This window comes from Nonomuraea sp. NPDC052129 (assembly GCF_040680095.1).
In the GTDB taxonomy this organism is placed as follows: domain Bacteria; phylum Actinomycetota; class Actinomycetes; order Streptosporangiales; family Streptosporangiaceae; genus Nonomuraea.
The window spans coordinates 91,884-106,728 of record NZ_JBFAVX010000018.1; the positions used below are offsets into that span (position 1 = coordinate 91,884).

14 protein-coding genes are annotated in these 14,845 nt (G+C 69.9%); 4 read left to right on the forward strand and 10 right to left on the reverse strand.

What is annotated here, in order from left to right; genetic code table 11:
- Window positions 1–53 precede the first annotated feature (53 nt).
- The 3 genes from AB0L53_RS33440 to AB0L53_RS33450 are packed head-to-tail and all read left to right on the forward strand — an operon-like array spanning window position 54 to window position 2,778.
- Window positions 54–827, forward strand: coding sequence for an IclR family transcriptional regulator (locus tag AB0L53_RS33440; RefSeq protein WP_364002458.1), 774 nt, complete (start codon window positions 54–56; stop codon window positions 825–827).
- Between the two features lie 33 nt (window positions 828–860).
- On the forward strand, window positions 861–2,012 hold the full coding sequence (locus tag AB0L53_RS33445; protein WP_364002461.1) for a CoA transferase: 1,152 nt from the start codon (window positions 861–863) through the stop codon (window positions 2,010–2,012).
- Window positions 2,005–2,778, forward strand: a complete 774-nt coding sequence (locus AB0L53_RS33450) for a citryl-CoA lyase (protein WP_364002464.1) — start codon at window positions 2,005–2,007, stop codon at window positions 2,776–2,778. Before AB0L53_RS33445 ends, AB0L53_RS33450 begins: the two co-directional genes overlap by 8 nt.
- A gap of 9 nt (window positions 2,779–2,787) precedes the next feature.
- Here the strand turns inward: AB0L53_RS33450 and AB0L53_RS33455 are convergent, their stop codons facing one another.
- The gene (locus AB0L53_RS33455) at window positions 2,788–4,920 is read right to left on the reverse strand and encodes a PQQ-binding-like beta-propeller repeat protein (RefSeq protein WP_364002467.1); all 2,133 of its coding nucleotides are present in this window, start codon (window positions 4,918–4,920) and stop codon (window positions 2,788–2,790) included.
- A gap of 172 nt (window positions 4,921–5,092) precedes the next feature.
- Between AB0L53_RS33455 and AB0L53_RS33460 the strand changes: the two genes are divergently transcribed.
- Window positions 5,093–5,971 carry a ThuA domain-containing protein gene (locus tag AB0L53_RS33460; RefSeq protein ID WP_364002470.1) on the forward strand — a complete coding sequence of 293 codons (879 nt, stop codon included), beginning with the start codon at window positions 5,093–5,095 and terminating at the stop codon, window positions 5,969–5,971.
- 34 nt (window positions 5,972–6,005) lie between these two features.
- Here AB0L53_RS33460 and aroQ read toward each other — a convergent pair whose 3' ends face one another.
- The 9 genes from aroQ to AB0L53_RS33505 form a co-directional block, all read right to left on the reverse strand.
- A complete protein-coding gene (gene aroQ, locus AB0L53_RS33465; protein WP_364002473.1) occupies window positions 6,006–6,458 on the reverse strand; it encodes a type II 3-dehydroquinate dehydratase in 453 nt (150 codons plus the stop codon).
- A gap of 27 nt (window positions 6,459–6,485) precedes the next feature.
- Window positions 6,486–7,808 (reverse strand): AAA family ATPase, encoded by a 1,323-nt coding sequence (locus AB0L53_RS33470; protein ID WP_364002476.1) that lies wholly within the window; start codon window positions 7,806–7,808, stop codon window positions 6,486–6,488.
- The gene (locus tag AB0L53_RS33475; protein ID WP_364002479.1) at window positions 7,805–9,232 is read right to left on the reverse strand and encodes a hypothetical protein; all 1,428 of its coding nucleotides are present in this window, start codon (window positions 9,230–9,232) and stop codon (window positions 7,805–7,807) included. Before AB0L53_RS33475 ends, AB0L53_RS33470 begins: the two co-directional genes overlap by 4 nt.
- The gene (locus AB0L53_RS33480; protein ID WP_364002482.1) at window positions 9,229–10,329 is read right to left on the reverse strand and encodes a hypothetical protein; all 1,101 of its coding nucleotides are present in this window, start codon (window positions 10,327–10,329) and stop codon (window positions 9,229–9,231) included. The genes AB0L53_RS33475 and AB0L53_RS33480 overlap by 4 nt, the downstream gene beginning before the upstream one ends.
- Window positions 10,330–10,360: 31 nt before the next feature.
- A complete protein-coding gene (locus tag AB0L53_RS33485) occupies window positions 10,361–11,161 on the reverse strand; it encodes a hypothetical protein (protein ID WP_364002485.1) in 801 nt (266 codons plus the stop codon).
- A gap of 115 nt (window positions 11,162–11,276) precedes the next feature.
- A complete protein-coding gene (locus tag AB0L53_RS33490) occupies window positions 11,277–11,705 on the reverse strand; it encodes a hypothetical protein (protein ID WP_364002488.1) in 429 nt (142 codons plus the stop codon).
- A 457-nt stretch (window positions 11,706–12,162) separates the two neighbouring features.
- Window positions 12,163–13,410 carry a formamidase gene (gene fmdA, locus AB0L53_RS33495; protein WP_364002491.1) on the reverse strand — a complete coding sequence of 416 codons (1,248 nt, stop codon included), beginning with the start codon at window positions 13,408–13,410 and terminating at the stop codon, window positions 12,163–12,165.
- 82 nt (window positions 13,411–13,492) lie between these two features.
- Window positions 13,493–14,149, reverse strand: a complete 657-nt coding sequence (locus tag AB0L53_RS33500; protein WP_364002494.1) for an AmiS/UreI family transporter — start codon at window positions 14,147–14,149, stop codon at window positions 13,493–13,495.
- 198 nt (window positions 14,150–14,347) lie between these two features.
- Window positions 14,348–14,683, reverse strand: coding sequence for an FmdB family zinc ribbon protein (locus AB0L53_RS33505; RefSeq protein ID WP_364002497.1), 336 nt, complete (start codon window positions 14,681–14,683; stop codon window positions 14,348–14,350).
- Between the last annotated feature and the right edge of the window lie 162 nt (window positions 14,684–14,845).

A 14,845-nucleotide genomic window follows, 5' to 3' on the forward strand; every position in this document is an offset into this window, starting at 1 on the left:
GACCGCATGAGAGGGTGAGCAGGAGTTCACCTTCGACCGACAAGTGAGGACCCGTGCCCGCGAACTTCCCGGCAGAATCCGGCGAGGCCGGTGGCGTGCGCAGCGTTCAGCGAGCGTTCGACATCCTGTCCCTGCTCGGCGAGGATCGGCGGATCCTGACTATCCGCGAGGTCGTCGACGAGACCGGCCTGGCGAAGACGACGGCGCTGCGCCTGCTGCAGACCCTTGAGCACATGGGCCTGCTGTGGGCCACGCCCAAGGGCTACACCGCAGGGCCCGCCCTGTGGCGGTGGGCGCACCTGGCCCGTAGCGCGTGGGAGCTGCCGCCGGAGACCGTCAAGCTCATGCGCGACCTGGCGGCCCGGCAACGGGAGACCGTCAACCTCTACGTCGCCAGGGACGTTCACCGGATCTGCATCGCCCAGCAGGAGAGCCCGCAGCCGCTGCGCCACGTGGTGCGGGTCGGCGACGAGCTGCCCATGTGGGCGGGCGCCTCCTCGAAGGTCCTGCTCAGGGACGCGCCGGTGCGGCTCCTGTCGCGGATCGCCCGCTCCTCCCCGTACGGCGAGGCGCACCTGGAGACGCTGCGGCAGTGGATCGACCAGGCGGCCGGCGACGGCCACGCGGTCAGCCACGGCGAGCGCGAGCCCGGCCTGTCGGCCGTCGCCGTGCCCGTCACCGGCGCCACGAAGGCGATCGTGGCGGCGCTCACCCTCAGCGGGCCGACCGTGCGCTTCACGGACGAGCGCGTGGCGGAGTTCGTCGCGGACCTGAGCGAGGTGGCGGGACGGATGTCGGAACGCGGGTTCGACCATCCACTGACTTGACCGATGGGGAGCCTTAGCGATGGGAGAGCGTGAATGCAGTTGCCACTGGACGGGGTCAAGGTCGTCGATCTGACCAGCGTGCTCGCCGGACCCTATTGCAGCTACCAGCTGATGCTGTTCGGCGCCGAGGTCGTCAAGGTCGAGCTGCCCGGCAGCGGCGACCTGGCCAGGCGCCTCGGCCCTGACGACGAGCTCAACCGGGACCGCATCGGCGCCTCCTTCCTGGCCCAGAACGCGGGCAAGAAGTCCGTGGAGCTCGACCTGAAGAGCCCGGCGGGGCGGGTGGCCTTCGAGTCGATGGTCACCGGCGCCGACGTCCTGCTGGAGAACTTCCGGGCCGGGGTGCTGGCCAGGCTCGGCTACGACCGTGACCGGCTGCGCGAGCTCAACCCGCGGCTGATCTACTGCGCGATCTCCGGCTTCGGGCAGAGCGGCCCGATGAGCGGGGCCCCCGCCTACGACCAGATCATCCAGGGCCTGTCGGGCATGATGAGCGTCACCGGCACCCCCGACACGGTGCCGATGCGCGTCGGCTTCCCGGTCTGCGACACGATCGGCGGGTTGATGGCCGCCATGGCGATCTGCGCCGCGCTCGCCGGGCGGCACCGCACCGGCCGCGGCAGCTTCCTCGACCTGTCCATGCTGGAGGCGTCGATCTCGGCCATGGGCTGGACCGTGTCCAACTACCTGGTCAGCGGCGTCGAACCGGAGCCGATGGGTGACCAGAACGCCACCGCCGCGCCGTCCGGCACGTTCGAGACCGCCGACGGGCCGCTCAACATCGCCGCCAACCAGCAGACGCAGTTCGAGACGCTCTGCCGCCTGATCGGCCGCCCCGAGTTGCCGGCCGACCCGCGCTTCGTCCTCCCCGAGGGTCGCAAGGCCCACAGGAAGGCACTGAACGCCGAGCTCAACGCCGCGCTGCGGGCCAGGACCGCGCTGGAGTGGGAGGAGCTGCTGTCCGGTCACGGTGTGCCCGCGGCCCGCATCCTCACCGTCCCGCAGGCGCTGGCACTCGACCAGCTGCGCCATCGCGGCTTCCTCACCGAGCTGAGCTTCCCCGACGGGACCGATCGCCGCCTGACCGTGACCGGTAACGGCGTGCTCGTGGACGACGAACCGCTGCGCCCCCCGGCCTCCCCACCGCGGCTCGGCGCGCACAACGAGGAGTACGCCCATGAGTGAGGCGGCTGACTGGTGGGGCACCGCAGTCTCCAGGATCGAGCCGGACGTCATCGAGCTGCGCGGCAGGCCGGTCCAGGAGCTGATCGGCCGGGTGGGGTTCGCGGAGATGGTCTGGCTCATGCTCCGCGGCGACCTGCCCGACCCGCGGCGGGCGGCGCTGCTGGAGGCCGCGCTCGTCTCCTCGGTCGACCACGGCCCGCACGCGCCGTCCATCGCCGTCGCGCGGATGGCGATCACCTGCGGCGTCGGGCTGAACAACGCCGTCGCCACCGGCGTCAACCTGCTGGGCGACGTCCACGGCGGGGCGGGGGAGCAGTGCGTGGAGCTGCTGGAGGAGGCGCTGGCCTGCGGCGACACCGCGGCCACGGTGGCCCGCTGGCGGGCCCGCGACAAATACCTGCCCGGATTCGGGCACCGCTTCCACTCCCGCGACCCGCGCCGTGATCCGCTGCTCGGCCTGGTGGAGCAGGCCGTGGCGGACGGTGTCGTGACGGGCGGCCATCTGCGGGTGGCCAAGGAGGTCGAGGAGCTGATCAGCCCGGTCCCGATGAACATCGACGGCGCGACCGCCGTCGTCTACGCCGAGCTCGGCTTCCCCGCGCCACTGGCCAGGGGGCTGTTCGTGCTCGGCCGCAGCGTCGGCATCCTGGCGCACGCCTGGGAGGAGTCGGGGCAGGGGCGGCGCAACAAGGGCCCCCTGCCCCCCTCGATCCGGCCGACGTATCTCGGTCCGCAGACTCCGGGTCCGCAGACTCCGGGTCGGTAGGCGAACAGATCAGTAGACGACGATCTTCCCGGTGTTCTGCGGGAAGATCGCGTCGTTGTAGAAGTACTCGCCGGGCGTGGCGAACGTGTGCGTGAACGACTGCCCCGGCATCAGCACACCGCTGTCGAACTCGTACTCGAAGAACGACACGGCGGCGTGCGCAAAGGCGTTGTCCGCCGGATTGACGAACGTGACGGTCGTCCCCTTGGGCACCCGCAGGTGCTGCGGCGACATGGCGTTCTGGGCGACGGTGTTCTCGGCCGGGCCCGGACGCTGGTTCGCCGCGTCCCAGACGCGGCCCAGCGTGACCGTCGTGCCGGCGACGGCGGCGGCCCTGATGTCGTTGCGCTTCTTGGGCGGGACCGGGGCCGCCGCGGGTGCCACCTTGCCGCCGAGCTTGAACGCCCACAAGTGGTCACCGCGCGGGATGTCCGGGTACGGCAGCCCGTTTCCGCCCGCCAGGACCGCGATGTACTGCTCGCCGTCGATCTCATAGCTGATCGGGCTGGTGTGCACCCCGGCGCCGCACTGGAAGCTCCACAGGATCTTCCCGTCGGTGTCGTCCATCGCGTGCAGCACCCCGTCTGGGCCGCCCTGGAACATGACCCGCCCGGCCGTGGTGAGGATGCCGTTGCCGTGCGCGAGCGACCATTCCCTGTCGAGGGTCCACACCGGCTTGTTGGTATGGGGATCGACGGCCGCGATACCCCCGGCGAAGTACTCGCCCAGCGGGCGCGAGGTGTTGACCCGGCCGTCCCGGCTGTTGGAGAAGCCGGAGTTGATCAGCCCGTACCCGACGTAGATCCAGCCCGTGTGGGGGTTGAACGACAGGTGCGCCCAGTCGGCCCCGCCGCCCGCGCCGGGGAAGATGATGGTCGCCCGGTCCCAGTGCGGCGTGTAGAGGCCGCCCCAGGCGTAGAACGGCACCGGCCGCGTCGCCTTGCCGAACTCCGGTGCCTGGGTGATGAACGGCGCGCCGCCGGGGAACGGCTGCGTCGGCGCGGTCTTCTGGCGTAGGTCCTGGGGCACGGACCGCTCCGTGACTCCATGGACCGGCTCACCGGTGGCCCGGTCGAGGAAGTAGAACATGCCGGCCTTGCTGCCGTAGACGACGACCTTGCGCACGCCGCGGCCGATCCGCACGTCCACCAGCACCGGCGCCATGACGTTGTCCAGGTCCCAGATGTCGTGGTGCACCGACTGGAAGTGCCACTTGCGCTTGCCCGTCTTGGCGTCGATGGCCACGATCGAGTTGGCGAACAGGTTGTCGCCGCCCCTGCTCGAACCGTCCAGCCGGGGGTAGGAGCCGCCGAAGGTCCAGTAGACCAGCCCGAGGTCCGGGTCGATCGCGGGGTGGATCCACGGCACCGCGCCGCCGGTCTTCCAGGACTCGCCCTCCCAGGTGTCGTTGCCGAACTGGCCCTCGCCGGGGCACGCCCAGAACGTCCACGCCACCTCGCCCGTGGCCGCCTTCAGGGCGTAGGCGCGGCCACGGGCGCCGCCGGTGCTGCCCTGCATGCCGACGTAGATCAGGCCGTCCCAGTACACAACCGCGCCGGCCAGGGTGCCGGTCAGGCCGCCGCACTGCCCGTTCTGGGGGTCGCAGCCGCCGGTGTCGCCGCCGCCCTCGTCCTCGGTGATGAGCTGCCGCTGCCACACCACCTTGCCGGTGTCCTTGGCCAGGGCGTACACGATGTTGGCGCCGGAGGTGGAGAAGACCAGGCCCTCGCCGAGCGCGACCCCGCGCATGTTGGTCTGTTTGGTGCCGAGGTTCGTCTTCCACTTCAGCGCCCCTGTCCTGCCGTCCACGGCGAAGACGTTCTGCTGGGTCGTCTGGACGTACAGGATGCCGTTCTCCACGACGCAGGTGCTCTGCTGGGGCGCGCTGGTGCTGCCGCCTTCCAGGTTCAGGTGCCAGGCGCCGCCGAGGCGGTCCAGGTTGCGCGCGGTGATCTTCTTGAGCGGCGAGTGGTTGTGGTTGCCGAGGTTGCCGCAGACCTTGGGGAAGTCCTTGCCGGCCGCGCCCAAGGCGGCGGACTGCGGCGGAACGTCCTGTTCGGGAACAGCGCTGTCCGGACGAGCGGGTACGGCGGCCAGTGTCGCGGCCGCGCCGAGGAGGAAGTTGCGTCGTTCCACTGGCACCACGCCTTCTTGTGGTCCACTAGATGGACCTATAGATCCGCTTAACGGACGCACAATAAGCCGGTGCCGCGGTGAAGACAAGACCTTGCCGGGCTCCGATGCGCTAGTTACGCTGTGGAACGATCGATCCACCTGGTGGACTTCGGAGGTGCCCGTGAGACCCTCTACGCTCGTGACCGCCGCCCTTCTGCTGGCGGTCGCCCTGCCCGCCTCAGCCACCTCCAACGATCCCGCGCCCGCCGGCGGCGTGTGCCGGGGCACCGACGCCCGCTGCTACCACGACTGGGGCAACTTCGACCCGGCCAAGGGCTACCGCCTGCTCGTCTACACGCGCACGGCCGGACCGCGCCACGCCCACCTGGGCACCGTGCTCGGGCCGGGGCTCAACCCGCCGCTCAACGACGACAACGTAGCCGTGAAGGCCGTGCTGAAGCTGGGCCAGGACAACGGCTTCGCGGTCGACTACACCGAGGATGTCACCCAGCTCGCCTCGGCGCAGAGCCTGCTGAAGTACAACGCGGTGATGTTCCTGAGCACGACCAGGGACGCGCTCGACGACGCGGCGCAGACCGCGCTGCGCCAGTACGTCAGGGCGGGCGGCGGCTTCGTCGGCGTGCACAACGCCTTCGGCACCGAGTACAACTGGCCCTGGTACGAAGGGCTGCTCGGCGAGACCAACTTCTACGACCACGGCCCCGACCAGCCCGCCACCGTGCGCACGGTCGACCGGCGCGACGCCTCCACCGCGGGGCTGCCGCCGGCCTGGACGTTCAGCGACGAGTGGTACAACCTGGTCCCGGCCCCCACCCGTGTCCGCGTCCTGGCCCAGGTCGACGAGAGCACCATGCTGAAGGGCACCCGCGGCAACCTCGGCCATCCCGGGCACGGCAGGGACCACCCGGTCTCCTGGTGCCAGTACTACGACGGCGGCAGGTCGTGGGTCACCACGCTCGGCCACGAGGTGCAGGCGTGGACCGGCGACCAGCGCTTCCTCGGCCACCTGACCGGCGGCCTCCGGTCGGCGATGGGCATGGCGCCCTTCTGCCGCTGATCACTTCTTGCCGCTGAACGCTTCTTGTCGCTGATCACTTCTGGGCAATGTGATGCAGGCCGCGCATGGCCAGCACGTAACCGTGCACGCCGAACCCCACCACGATGCTTCGCGCGACCGGCGAGATGTAGGAGTGGTGCCGGAACGGCTCGCGCGCGTGCACGTTGGAGATGTGCAGCTCCACCACCGGCAGCTCCACGCCCTCGATGGCGTCGTGCAGGGCCACCGAGGTGTGCGTGTAGGCGCCGGGATTGAACACCGCGCCCACGCACCGCCCGGCCTTGACCTCCGCCCCGGCCTCGTGGATCCAGTCGATCAGCTGCCCCTCGTGGTTCGACTGCCGGAAGCGGAGGTCGAGGCCGAGCCCGGCGGCCTCCTCGCGGCACATCTCCTCGACGTCGGCCAGCGTCGTCGTGCCGTACACCTCCGGCTTGCGGGTGCCGAGCAGGTTGAGGTTGGGGCCGTTGAGAACGTACACGGATGTCACACATGCCTCACTTCGTGATCGTCGCCGCTACACCCGGTGGCGGGCCAGATGCTCCAGGACCGACTGGTTGGCCTCCCAGCCGTCGGGGAACTTCACCGGCACGCCCAGCCGTACCGGCTCCGCCGACGGATGGGCGTCGAGCAACTCGGCGATGCCCGCCCTGGCCACCACCACGCACGCGTGCCGGTGCCGCGAGGCCAGCACGCACAGCCGCCCCGACTCCAGGTGGAACGCGGTGGCGTCGCGGCGGCCCGACAGCGGGTGCAGCACGATCGTCACGTCGTACTCGCGGCCCTGCAGCCGGTTGGCGGTGTCGACCGTGATCTCCGGCGGCAGACCCGCGGCCCTGATCGCCGCCACCTGGTCGCGGTGCGCCGCGCCGACCGCGATCCGGTCGGCGGTCACCGGCCGTTCGCCCTGCTCGGAGCCCGCCACCGCGCCGCGCTGCAGTAGTCGCTCGGCCAGCAGCGCCACCGCCTGCACGGCCTCGCCGTCGGTGCGTACGGTGTGGCGGTTGGGCAGCTCCAGCAGCGCCCAGCCGGAGCGGGCCGCCTCCTCCAGCGCCCGGTCGTGCACGGTGCCCATGCCGCCGGTGGCCAGTTCCAGCCGCCGCTCACCGGCCCCGGTGCCCGACCGGAAGCCGGTGAACGGGTAGAACGCCTTCGACACCACCGGCGCGGCCGAGGCGGGCAGCCGCCACGACACCGGCAGGCGGTGCACCGGCAGATCGGGATTGTGCCGCAGCAGCACCGAGACCGCGCTCTGCAGCGGGTCCCACGACAGGCCGGACCAGCGGTCGCCGTCCACGATCGAGAACGGGTCGAGCTGGCCGGGATCGCCCACGAACAGTGCCCGCTCGAACAGCCCGGCGATGCGCAGCAGCTTGTCCGAGCGCATCTGGTACGCCTCGTCCACGATCGCCCACGGCCAGGTACGGCCGGAGATCCACGCCCACTTGTCCGACGTGGCGATCGTGATGTCGGGGTCGCCGAGATCCTGGATCCGCGTGCCGACCGTGACACCGGTCAGCTCCAGCAGCCGCAGCGGCGGCACGTAGCCGCTCGCCGACAGCCGCCCGACCGTCAGCCGCGGGTGCCGCTCCGAGATCCGGGTCACCAGGTCGTCGACCTGCTCGTTGGTCTGGGCGACGATCATCAGCGGCTCGCCGGTCTCGGCCAGGTGCGCGGCGGCCCGGACCACGAGCGTGGACTTGCCCGCCCCCGGCGGGGAGTCGACCACCACGCCGCGGTTCCTCGGCAGGTCGGCGAGCACGTTCCTGATGACCTGCTCCGGGCTGATGACCTGCTCCGGGCTGATGGCCTGCTCGGGGCTGGCGTCCTCGCCGGTCACGACCACTCCTCGCGGGCGTCCTCGTCGGTGGGGCGGTATTCGCGCGGCGGTCCGCCGTGCGTCCACGGCGTCGCCTCCGCGTCGGGCAGGCTCGGCGCGCCCTGGAAGTCGTCGGTCAGCGAGGTGTAGCAGACCCGCTCGCCCACCTCGGGCACCGCGCCCGGAGTGGGCGTCTTGCCGCGGCCCATGCCCTTGGTGATCTTCAGGGTGACCAGGCCGTCGCTCGCCTCGACCAGCTGGGCGCCCTGGCCGCGCCGCTGCGGGGTGCCCAGCGTGGTGCCGGGTGCCAGGCGTACGGGATCGTCGGTCTTGACCACCACGAGCGGGCGCAGCTTGCGCGAGCGGCCCTCGCCCTCGAAGTTCTCCGGCTCGGTCTCCACGACCTCGCCCGCGAACGCCTCGCCGGTCAGCCGGTATTCGGCCATGACGAGCGGGTCGTCGTAGGCTCGCTGCACCTCGTAGGCGGCCTGGGCGCGCTCCATGCGCGCCAGCCGCGCGGCGGCGGCGATCGCGCCGTCATGCCGGGCCTGTGGTGGCGCGCCGTCCTCGATCTGCGCGGCCAGGCCGCTGAAGGAGGCGCGGTCCTGCTCCCACCGCTGCGCCACACTGTTGCCCTCGGGCAGGCCGGCGAGCAGGTCGATCGCCTGCCACATGAGTCGCCAGGTGGGTTCGAGCTGGGAACGGAGGGCCTCGGTGACGCGTTCGGCCGAGCCCTTCTCGATCGCCGGCGCCAGCACCTCGGCGTCGAACCCCGGATCGGTGACCGGTCCCGCGGGCGGCCAGATCAGCGGGTCCTCCGCGTCGTCACTGGGCCCCTCGGTGATCCAGGCGAGCAGCGCGGCCAGGTTCGCGTCCTCCAGGCCGCTCTGCCCGCTCGCCCAGTGCCTGCCCAGCTCGTCGGTCGCGGCGATGGTCAGGGACGACCCCGGATATCCGGCCCGCTCGGCGAACCAGGTCAGCCACCTGCCCAGCAGCGGCACCCCCGTGGGCACCGGGTAGGGGCCGTCGGCCCGGCGAAATCGGGTGGACCGGCCGAGCAGCCGGGTGAACGCCACCCCCGCCTGGTTCGGCACGATCAGCTGCGGCGCGTCGAGCGCCCGCTCGTACGGGTCGGCGTTCTTGCGCTCCACCGTCTCCGTCTCGCGCAGAAACCCCTGGATATACGGCAGGAGCAGCCCGGCCAGCTCGGCGGCCCAGGCGAAGCGCAGATCACGGTTACGCGGCTGGGTGACCACCAGCAGGTGGGGTTCGGCCCGGTCGGTGCCGAGCATGGCGGCCAGCGGCGCGGCGGCCTCGCCGGAGAGCTTGAGCGGGATGAACACCATCGGCCGCGCCGACAGATGGCAGTGCCGGACGGTCGCGATGGGCTGCGCGATGCCCTCGTCGAGGGCCCGCAGCCGGGCGAGCGAGGTGAGCAGGCTCACGTCAGGCACTCTCTGCGCAGGCGTTCGGCGTTGCGCAGGAGCCGGGCGATCTCCTCCTGGCCCGGCGCCGGGTCGCGGGTGCCGTCGGCCAGCCCGAGCGCCTCGCCGACGGAGGCCACGCCGCCCAGCTCGTCGCGTACGTTACGGCCGAGCAGGTCGGAAGCACCCTCCTGCCGGGCCTCGTCGCGACAGAAGAAGCACAGGTCACAGGTCGACAGGCAGTCGGGCGCGTAGCGGGCGTCGGACCGGCGCAGCGCGTCGGCCAGCTCGGCGGCGGACCGGGTCGGCAGCCCGTCCTCACCCGGCAGGAGGTCGAACGTGACCTCGTCGGGCAGGACGTCGAGCAGCCGGTCGAGCCCCGTCATCCGGTCGAGCTGGCGTTCCAGCACGGCCAGCTGCTTGCGCACGTCCACCAGCGTCGCGACGGGCCGGTTGGCGAAGTTCTCCGGGCAGACCAGCACGACCTCGTGCGAGACCCGCAGCGGGTCGTGTCCCAGCTCGTCGAGCAGTCTGCGCAGCGCCAGCACGTACACCGCCGCCTGCCGGGCCGCCGCGGCCACCGCGGCCGGGTCCGCCTGCCCGTCGATCACCGCGAACGACTTGATCTCCACGATGTGGAAGCGCCCGCCGAGCTGGAAGGCCACCACGTCCGGCTCCAGGTAGGCGGCGTGCCCGGCGATCTCCAGGGCGAGCAGCGGATGGTCGTAGACCGTCCCCGCGTCGTGCCCTTCGGCCACCGCCCGGTCGAACAGCGCCCGGGTGTGGGCGTGGCGCAGGTGCGCGCCGACGTTCTCCACGTCGTGGTAGGCCACTTCGGCGATCGGCAGGCCGAGCTGCTCCCGCAGCATGCGCAGCAGCTCCGCGCAGCCGTCGGCCTTCACCAGCGCCTCGAACACGTTCCCGCGGGTGATCGCGAACGGCGACTGGCCGAACGGCGCGGGGAAGCCCAGATGCCGGGCCGCGGCGTCCTTGTCGATCCCGGCGCCGTCCATGAGCGCCCGGCGTGAGCAGCCGGGGTTCGCCGCGAGCGCGGCGATGGCGCGGGCGTCGTGCGGCTTCGGTGGCGTCGTGCCTCGCAGCGCGTCAAGCCGGTTCATCGGCTGCCTCTCGTCTCGCTGTTGCGCGCTCTCACCCAGTGATCCTTTTCTTCGCGACAGTGCTCAGCGTAGCGGCGCCGAACAGCCGCGCTGTGTCACCGAGCTGCGTCGCCGCACGTTCGGCCAGCTCAGCGCGGTCCCGCGTGTCGCGCTCCACGTGCACCGCGAGCTCTGCCCGCGCCGCCTCGATGACCCGGCCGGGGTCGGGCGGCCCCAGATCGCCGTCGGCGGCGCCGGGGATGTTGCGCGCCATCCTGGTCAGCAGCCGCGCTCCCGCGGGCTCTACGAGGGCGTCGGTCACCTGCTCGGCCACCGCTATGGCGCAGGTGAGGAAGTCGACGCGGGGGCTGAGCGGGCCGACCATCCGGCGCGCCTGTGGCCACGTACTGGCCGCCAGCAGGCCACGGGCGGGGGAGAGGCGGTCGGTCAGCGCCGCGCACAGATAGAACGGGCGGCCGTACGGGGAGGACTTGAACGAGCGTTCCTCGTCGCGGCGCAGGCTGGTGAGCTGATTGCTCCTCAGCGTGCCGCCGCAGAACGCCGCGCCCACGGCGACGATCAGCCGTGGCTGGGCACAGGCGCCCAGCAGGAGGAGACCCTGATGCACCTGCTCGCGCACGGTCACCAGCCGCGGCGCCGGGGGCTCGGGTTCGCTGTCTTTCTGATCATCCGCCGGGGCGGTGCTCACCAGGGCGTCCCAGGTGCGCTCGGCGCCGCGCAGCTCGGCGCGCAGGGTCCTGGCCGTGGCCGTGTCCTTGACCCGCATGGCTCTGCGCACACCGGCTCGGAGCTCGTCGATCCGCCTCTCGAGATCGTCCAGCCGGTCACTCATGGCGCGAGCGTAGCAAGAGTTCCAGTATTTCCCAGTATTTTCAGGACATCGAGACGTTCGTGTGATCTACATTGTAAAGGGCGCGGGCCTGGTTCCCCGCCAAGTAGGGCTCACGTCACGGCGTACCGGCGATGGCGCATGCACGGCACGGGGGACGTGCGCAGATGCACTGCATGATCGCGTCGAGAACGTCCTGGTCGTGATACAGGCACCGATCATTGCAGGTGTGGCGCGGAACGAACCCCGCCTGGATCTCGTCGGGCCACGGCTCTTCGCCTTCGCGGCAGCGGACGAACTGTTCGGGGTCTTCCGAGTGCAGGCCGTGCATGCGTTCCCGGGCCTGGGTCTCCAGGGTTCGCGTCTCCGCCACCATGGCCTTGAGTTCGGCGGCGAGGTCGGAGTACCTGTCATCGCCGGTTCGTACGTGCGCGGCCCGCAGCGCCATCACCGCATTGCCCAGGAATCGGCCGGCGTCCTGGAGGTCTGTGGTGTGGTGCAACTGGATGCCGGTCACGCTTCGGACCCACACGGCGTCGTTGTTCATTGATCAATCCTTCGGAGTGGCAGGCGCACCCACCCGTTTGGGAATTGCCCTAGGTCGGGAGGCATGTCAGGGGTTTGTGCGACTACACCTGAGGATAACCATCTATTTGCGCAAGCTTCGGGCTAGGGGCGCGGGGTTGACCGTTGGCGGAGTGACGGCGGCGGTCGAACAGCCTTTGCGCGGGGTGTGTCGAAATGGCGGCAAGCCTGGCGTGGAAGGGGGATCGGTCCATCGGGCCGCACTCTGGCGCGGTAAACGACTTATGGGGATAAATAGGGGAAGATATTACGCGGCGCCGAGCGCCGGGCGGCGTGCCGTGATCGCGATGGCCACCGCGCGATCTGTGTTCCTCTCTCTCGCGATCGGTCGTCGATGCGCGGTGGCCGTACTCGTTCTCAGGCGCCGTTCGACCAGGAAGATCACTCCCAGGGCCGTCGCACGCGTCATGCGGTGGCGGTCAGCTCGTCACGGCGCACTGTCCGCGCTCCTTCCTGACTGGTCCTTCGGCATTCGGGCGTACGTCGAAGTCGAAGATCGCGGTGGGCAGGTAGAGCGAGCAGCAGGCGTTGGGAATGTCGACGATCCCGCTGATTCGCCCTTCGATCGGAGCCGAGCCGAGGATCAGGTAGGCCTGTTCGCCGGTGTAGCCCCACTTCTTGAGATACTCGACGGCATTGAGACATGCCCGGCGGTAGGCCACCGTCGCGTCGAGGTAGTAGTTGGTGTCGGTGTCGTGGTCCACCGAGACCCCGATGAACGACATGAACTCGGAATAGCGCGGCTCGACGTTTCCCGGCAGGAAGACCGGGTTGGTGGAGACACCGTACTTCTCCATGCCGCCCTTGATGAGGTCGACGTGGAGGTCGATGAAACCGCCCATCTCGATCGCGCCGCAGAAGGTAATCTCGCCGTCGCCCTGGCTGAAGTGCAGGTCACCTCCGGAAAGTTTCGCATCCTTCACGTGGACCGGGTAGAAGACCCGGGCTCCGCGAGTGAAGTTCTTGATGTCTTGATTGCCGCCGTTCTCCCTTGCCGGCACGGTACGGGCGCCCTCCTCGGCGATCCGCCGCGCCGCCTCGCCGCTTGCCGTACCGGTGATGGCGTTGTCGGTCAGCGGTGGCAGGCCGAGCGGCGGGACCCGTTGCGGATCGGTGTCGATGAGTGCCTGCTCCCTGCGGTTCCAGGAGGCGAGCAGCTCGGCTGACGGCGCGGTGCCGAACAGCCCTGGGTGGGTGATGCCGGTGAACCGGACACCTGGCAGGTGACGGGATGTGGCCGCCTGGCCGTGGAAGTCCCAGATCGCCTTGTACGCGTCGGGGAAGTAGTCGGTCAGGAATCCGCCGCCGTTCGCCTTGGCGAACACGCCGGTGTAGCCCCATCCCTGGCCTGGTGCCTGCCCGATCTGCTGGGGTACCGCGCCGAGGTCGAGGATGTCGACGACCAGGAGATCGCCCGGCTCGGCTCCCTCCACCCCGATGGGCCCGCTCAGCACGTGCGCGACGGTCAGGTCGACGTCCCGCACGTCGTTCGCGGAATCGTTGTTGCCTATCTGGGCGTCGGTCCATTCCCGGCAGTCCATTCGGAACTCATCTCCGGGGCGGACCATCTCGACCACCGGAACATCCGGGTGCCATCGATTGTGTCCCGGGATTTTCTGGTCGCGCATGGACATCGATTGATCGACGCTGAATACGACTTTCGGCATGATGAATGCCTTTCTCGAATACGGATGCCGTCAGGCATGAAACGCATCGACCACCTCCTTGCAGGCGTCGCGGGTCTTCTCGTCAGGTCCACCGAGGACGATGTGTCCGGTCACCGGCGCCCATCGCATCGGCCGGTGCCGCCGCCGTGGGTTCACGTCCACGGGTCAGCGGCCACAGCCCGATGAAGACCACCACGCCGAACACGGCGAGGATGAAGGCGATGAGGTTGGTGTTCCGCCAGTAGCCCGTCAGGATCATGAACGCGGGGATCGCCGCCGTGACCCACCCCTGGATCGCCGTGACCCAGCCCGTGTACCTGGTGATCTGCTCGTGTTTCAAACCCAGCAGCACGAAGAAGAGGAACCACAGGAAACCCCAGTAGAGCCAGATGACCCCGAACGCCGGATCGCCCAGGAGCCGGAAGTTCGCGTAGGAGTATCCGAGCGCCATGATGGCCACGAACAGGGAGAAGTAGCCGACTCCCGTGGAGTCGAAACCGCCCAGCAGGTTGATCCCGACGTACAGGTAGGTGAAACCGAACAGATAGATCCCGGACGCGCCGAGGACCTGGGCCGGGTCCCCGGGGTTGAGGATGATCAGCACAGTGGGCGTGATCACCTGCAGGGCGCCGACGAAGAGATTGAAGATGGCCGCCGCGCGTGGATCGATCTTCTTCAGCAGCATCATCCCGTTGATGAAGAGCACCGCGCCGACGTAGAGAAGTCCGACGGCTCCCATGAGCGACGCACCTCCTGGTGTTGTCGTGGGGCGGCATCACTCACGCCGGGCGGCCTGTCACCGCCTCCGGACCGGCGGAGCCGCGTGTGTGAGCGGTTCACACGCACGCGCCGCGTTGTTTGTGTTGATCAAGATGTTTCTGTTGCTCAAGGCTTCTATTGCTTCAAGGCTTTCTGTTGCTTCAAGGCTTTCTGTTGCTCAAGGCCGAGGCAGGCGTGACAGCGCCGGGTGCGGCGGCGGTTCGCGCCGCTTGGGAGGCACGCTCGTGACCACCTCGGGTGCTTCCTGGCTCTGCTCCTCGCGGGTGAGCGCGGCACTGACTACTGAAGGCACCCGGCTGAGGTACGGAGAGGAGAAGACTCGACGAGATGGGCGGTGGCACGCGGGGCATTCGCAGGCCGCCGCGGCGGTCCCGATCGGTCGATGCACGTCGAATCGTCCGCAGTCGGGGCAGCGATACTCGTACGTCGCCATAGGCATTCCTCCGCAGAGATCCGACTCGATCTTCTCCGGCCTTCGGCGCCGCAGAGCCATCGCCGGCCTGCGGCGATCTAGGCATACTTCAAGTAACCTCCGCCGCCAAGCCCATGTCAAGGTCGTCGAATGCTGCGGCAATTTCCATGAAAACCAGCTCTGCGCGGAAAAGGGAGTAAGAGTAGCGGAAGGGTGCCCACGGGGGCGATAAACGTGGTCAGA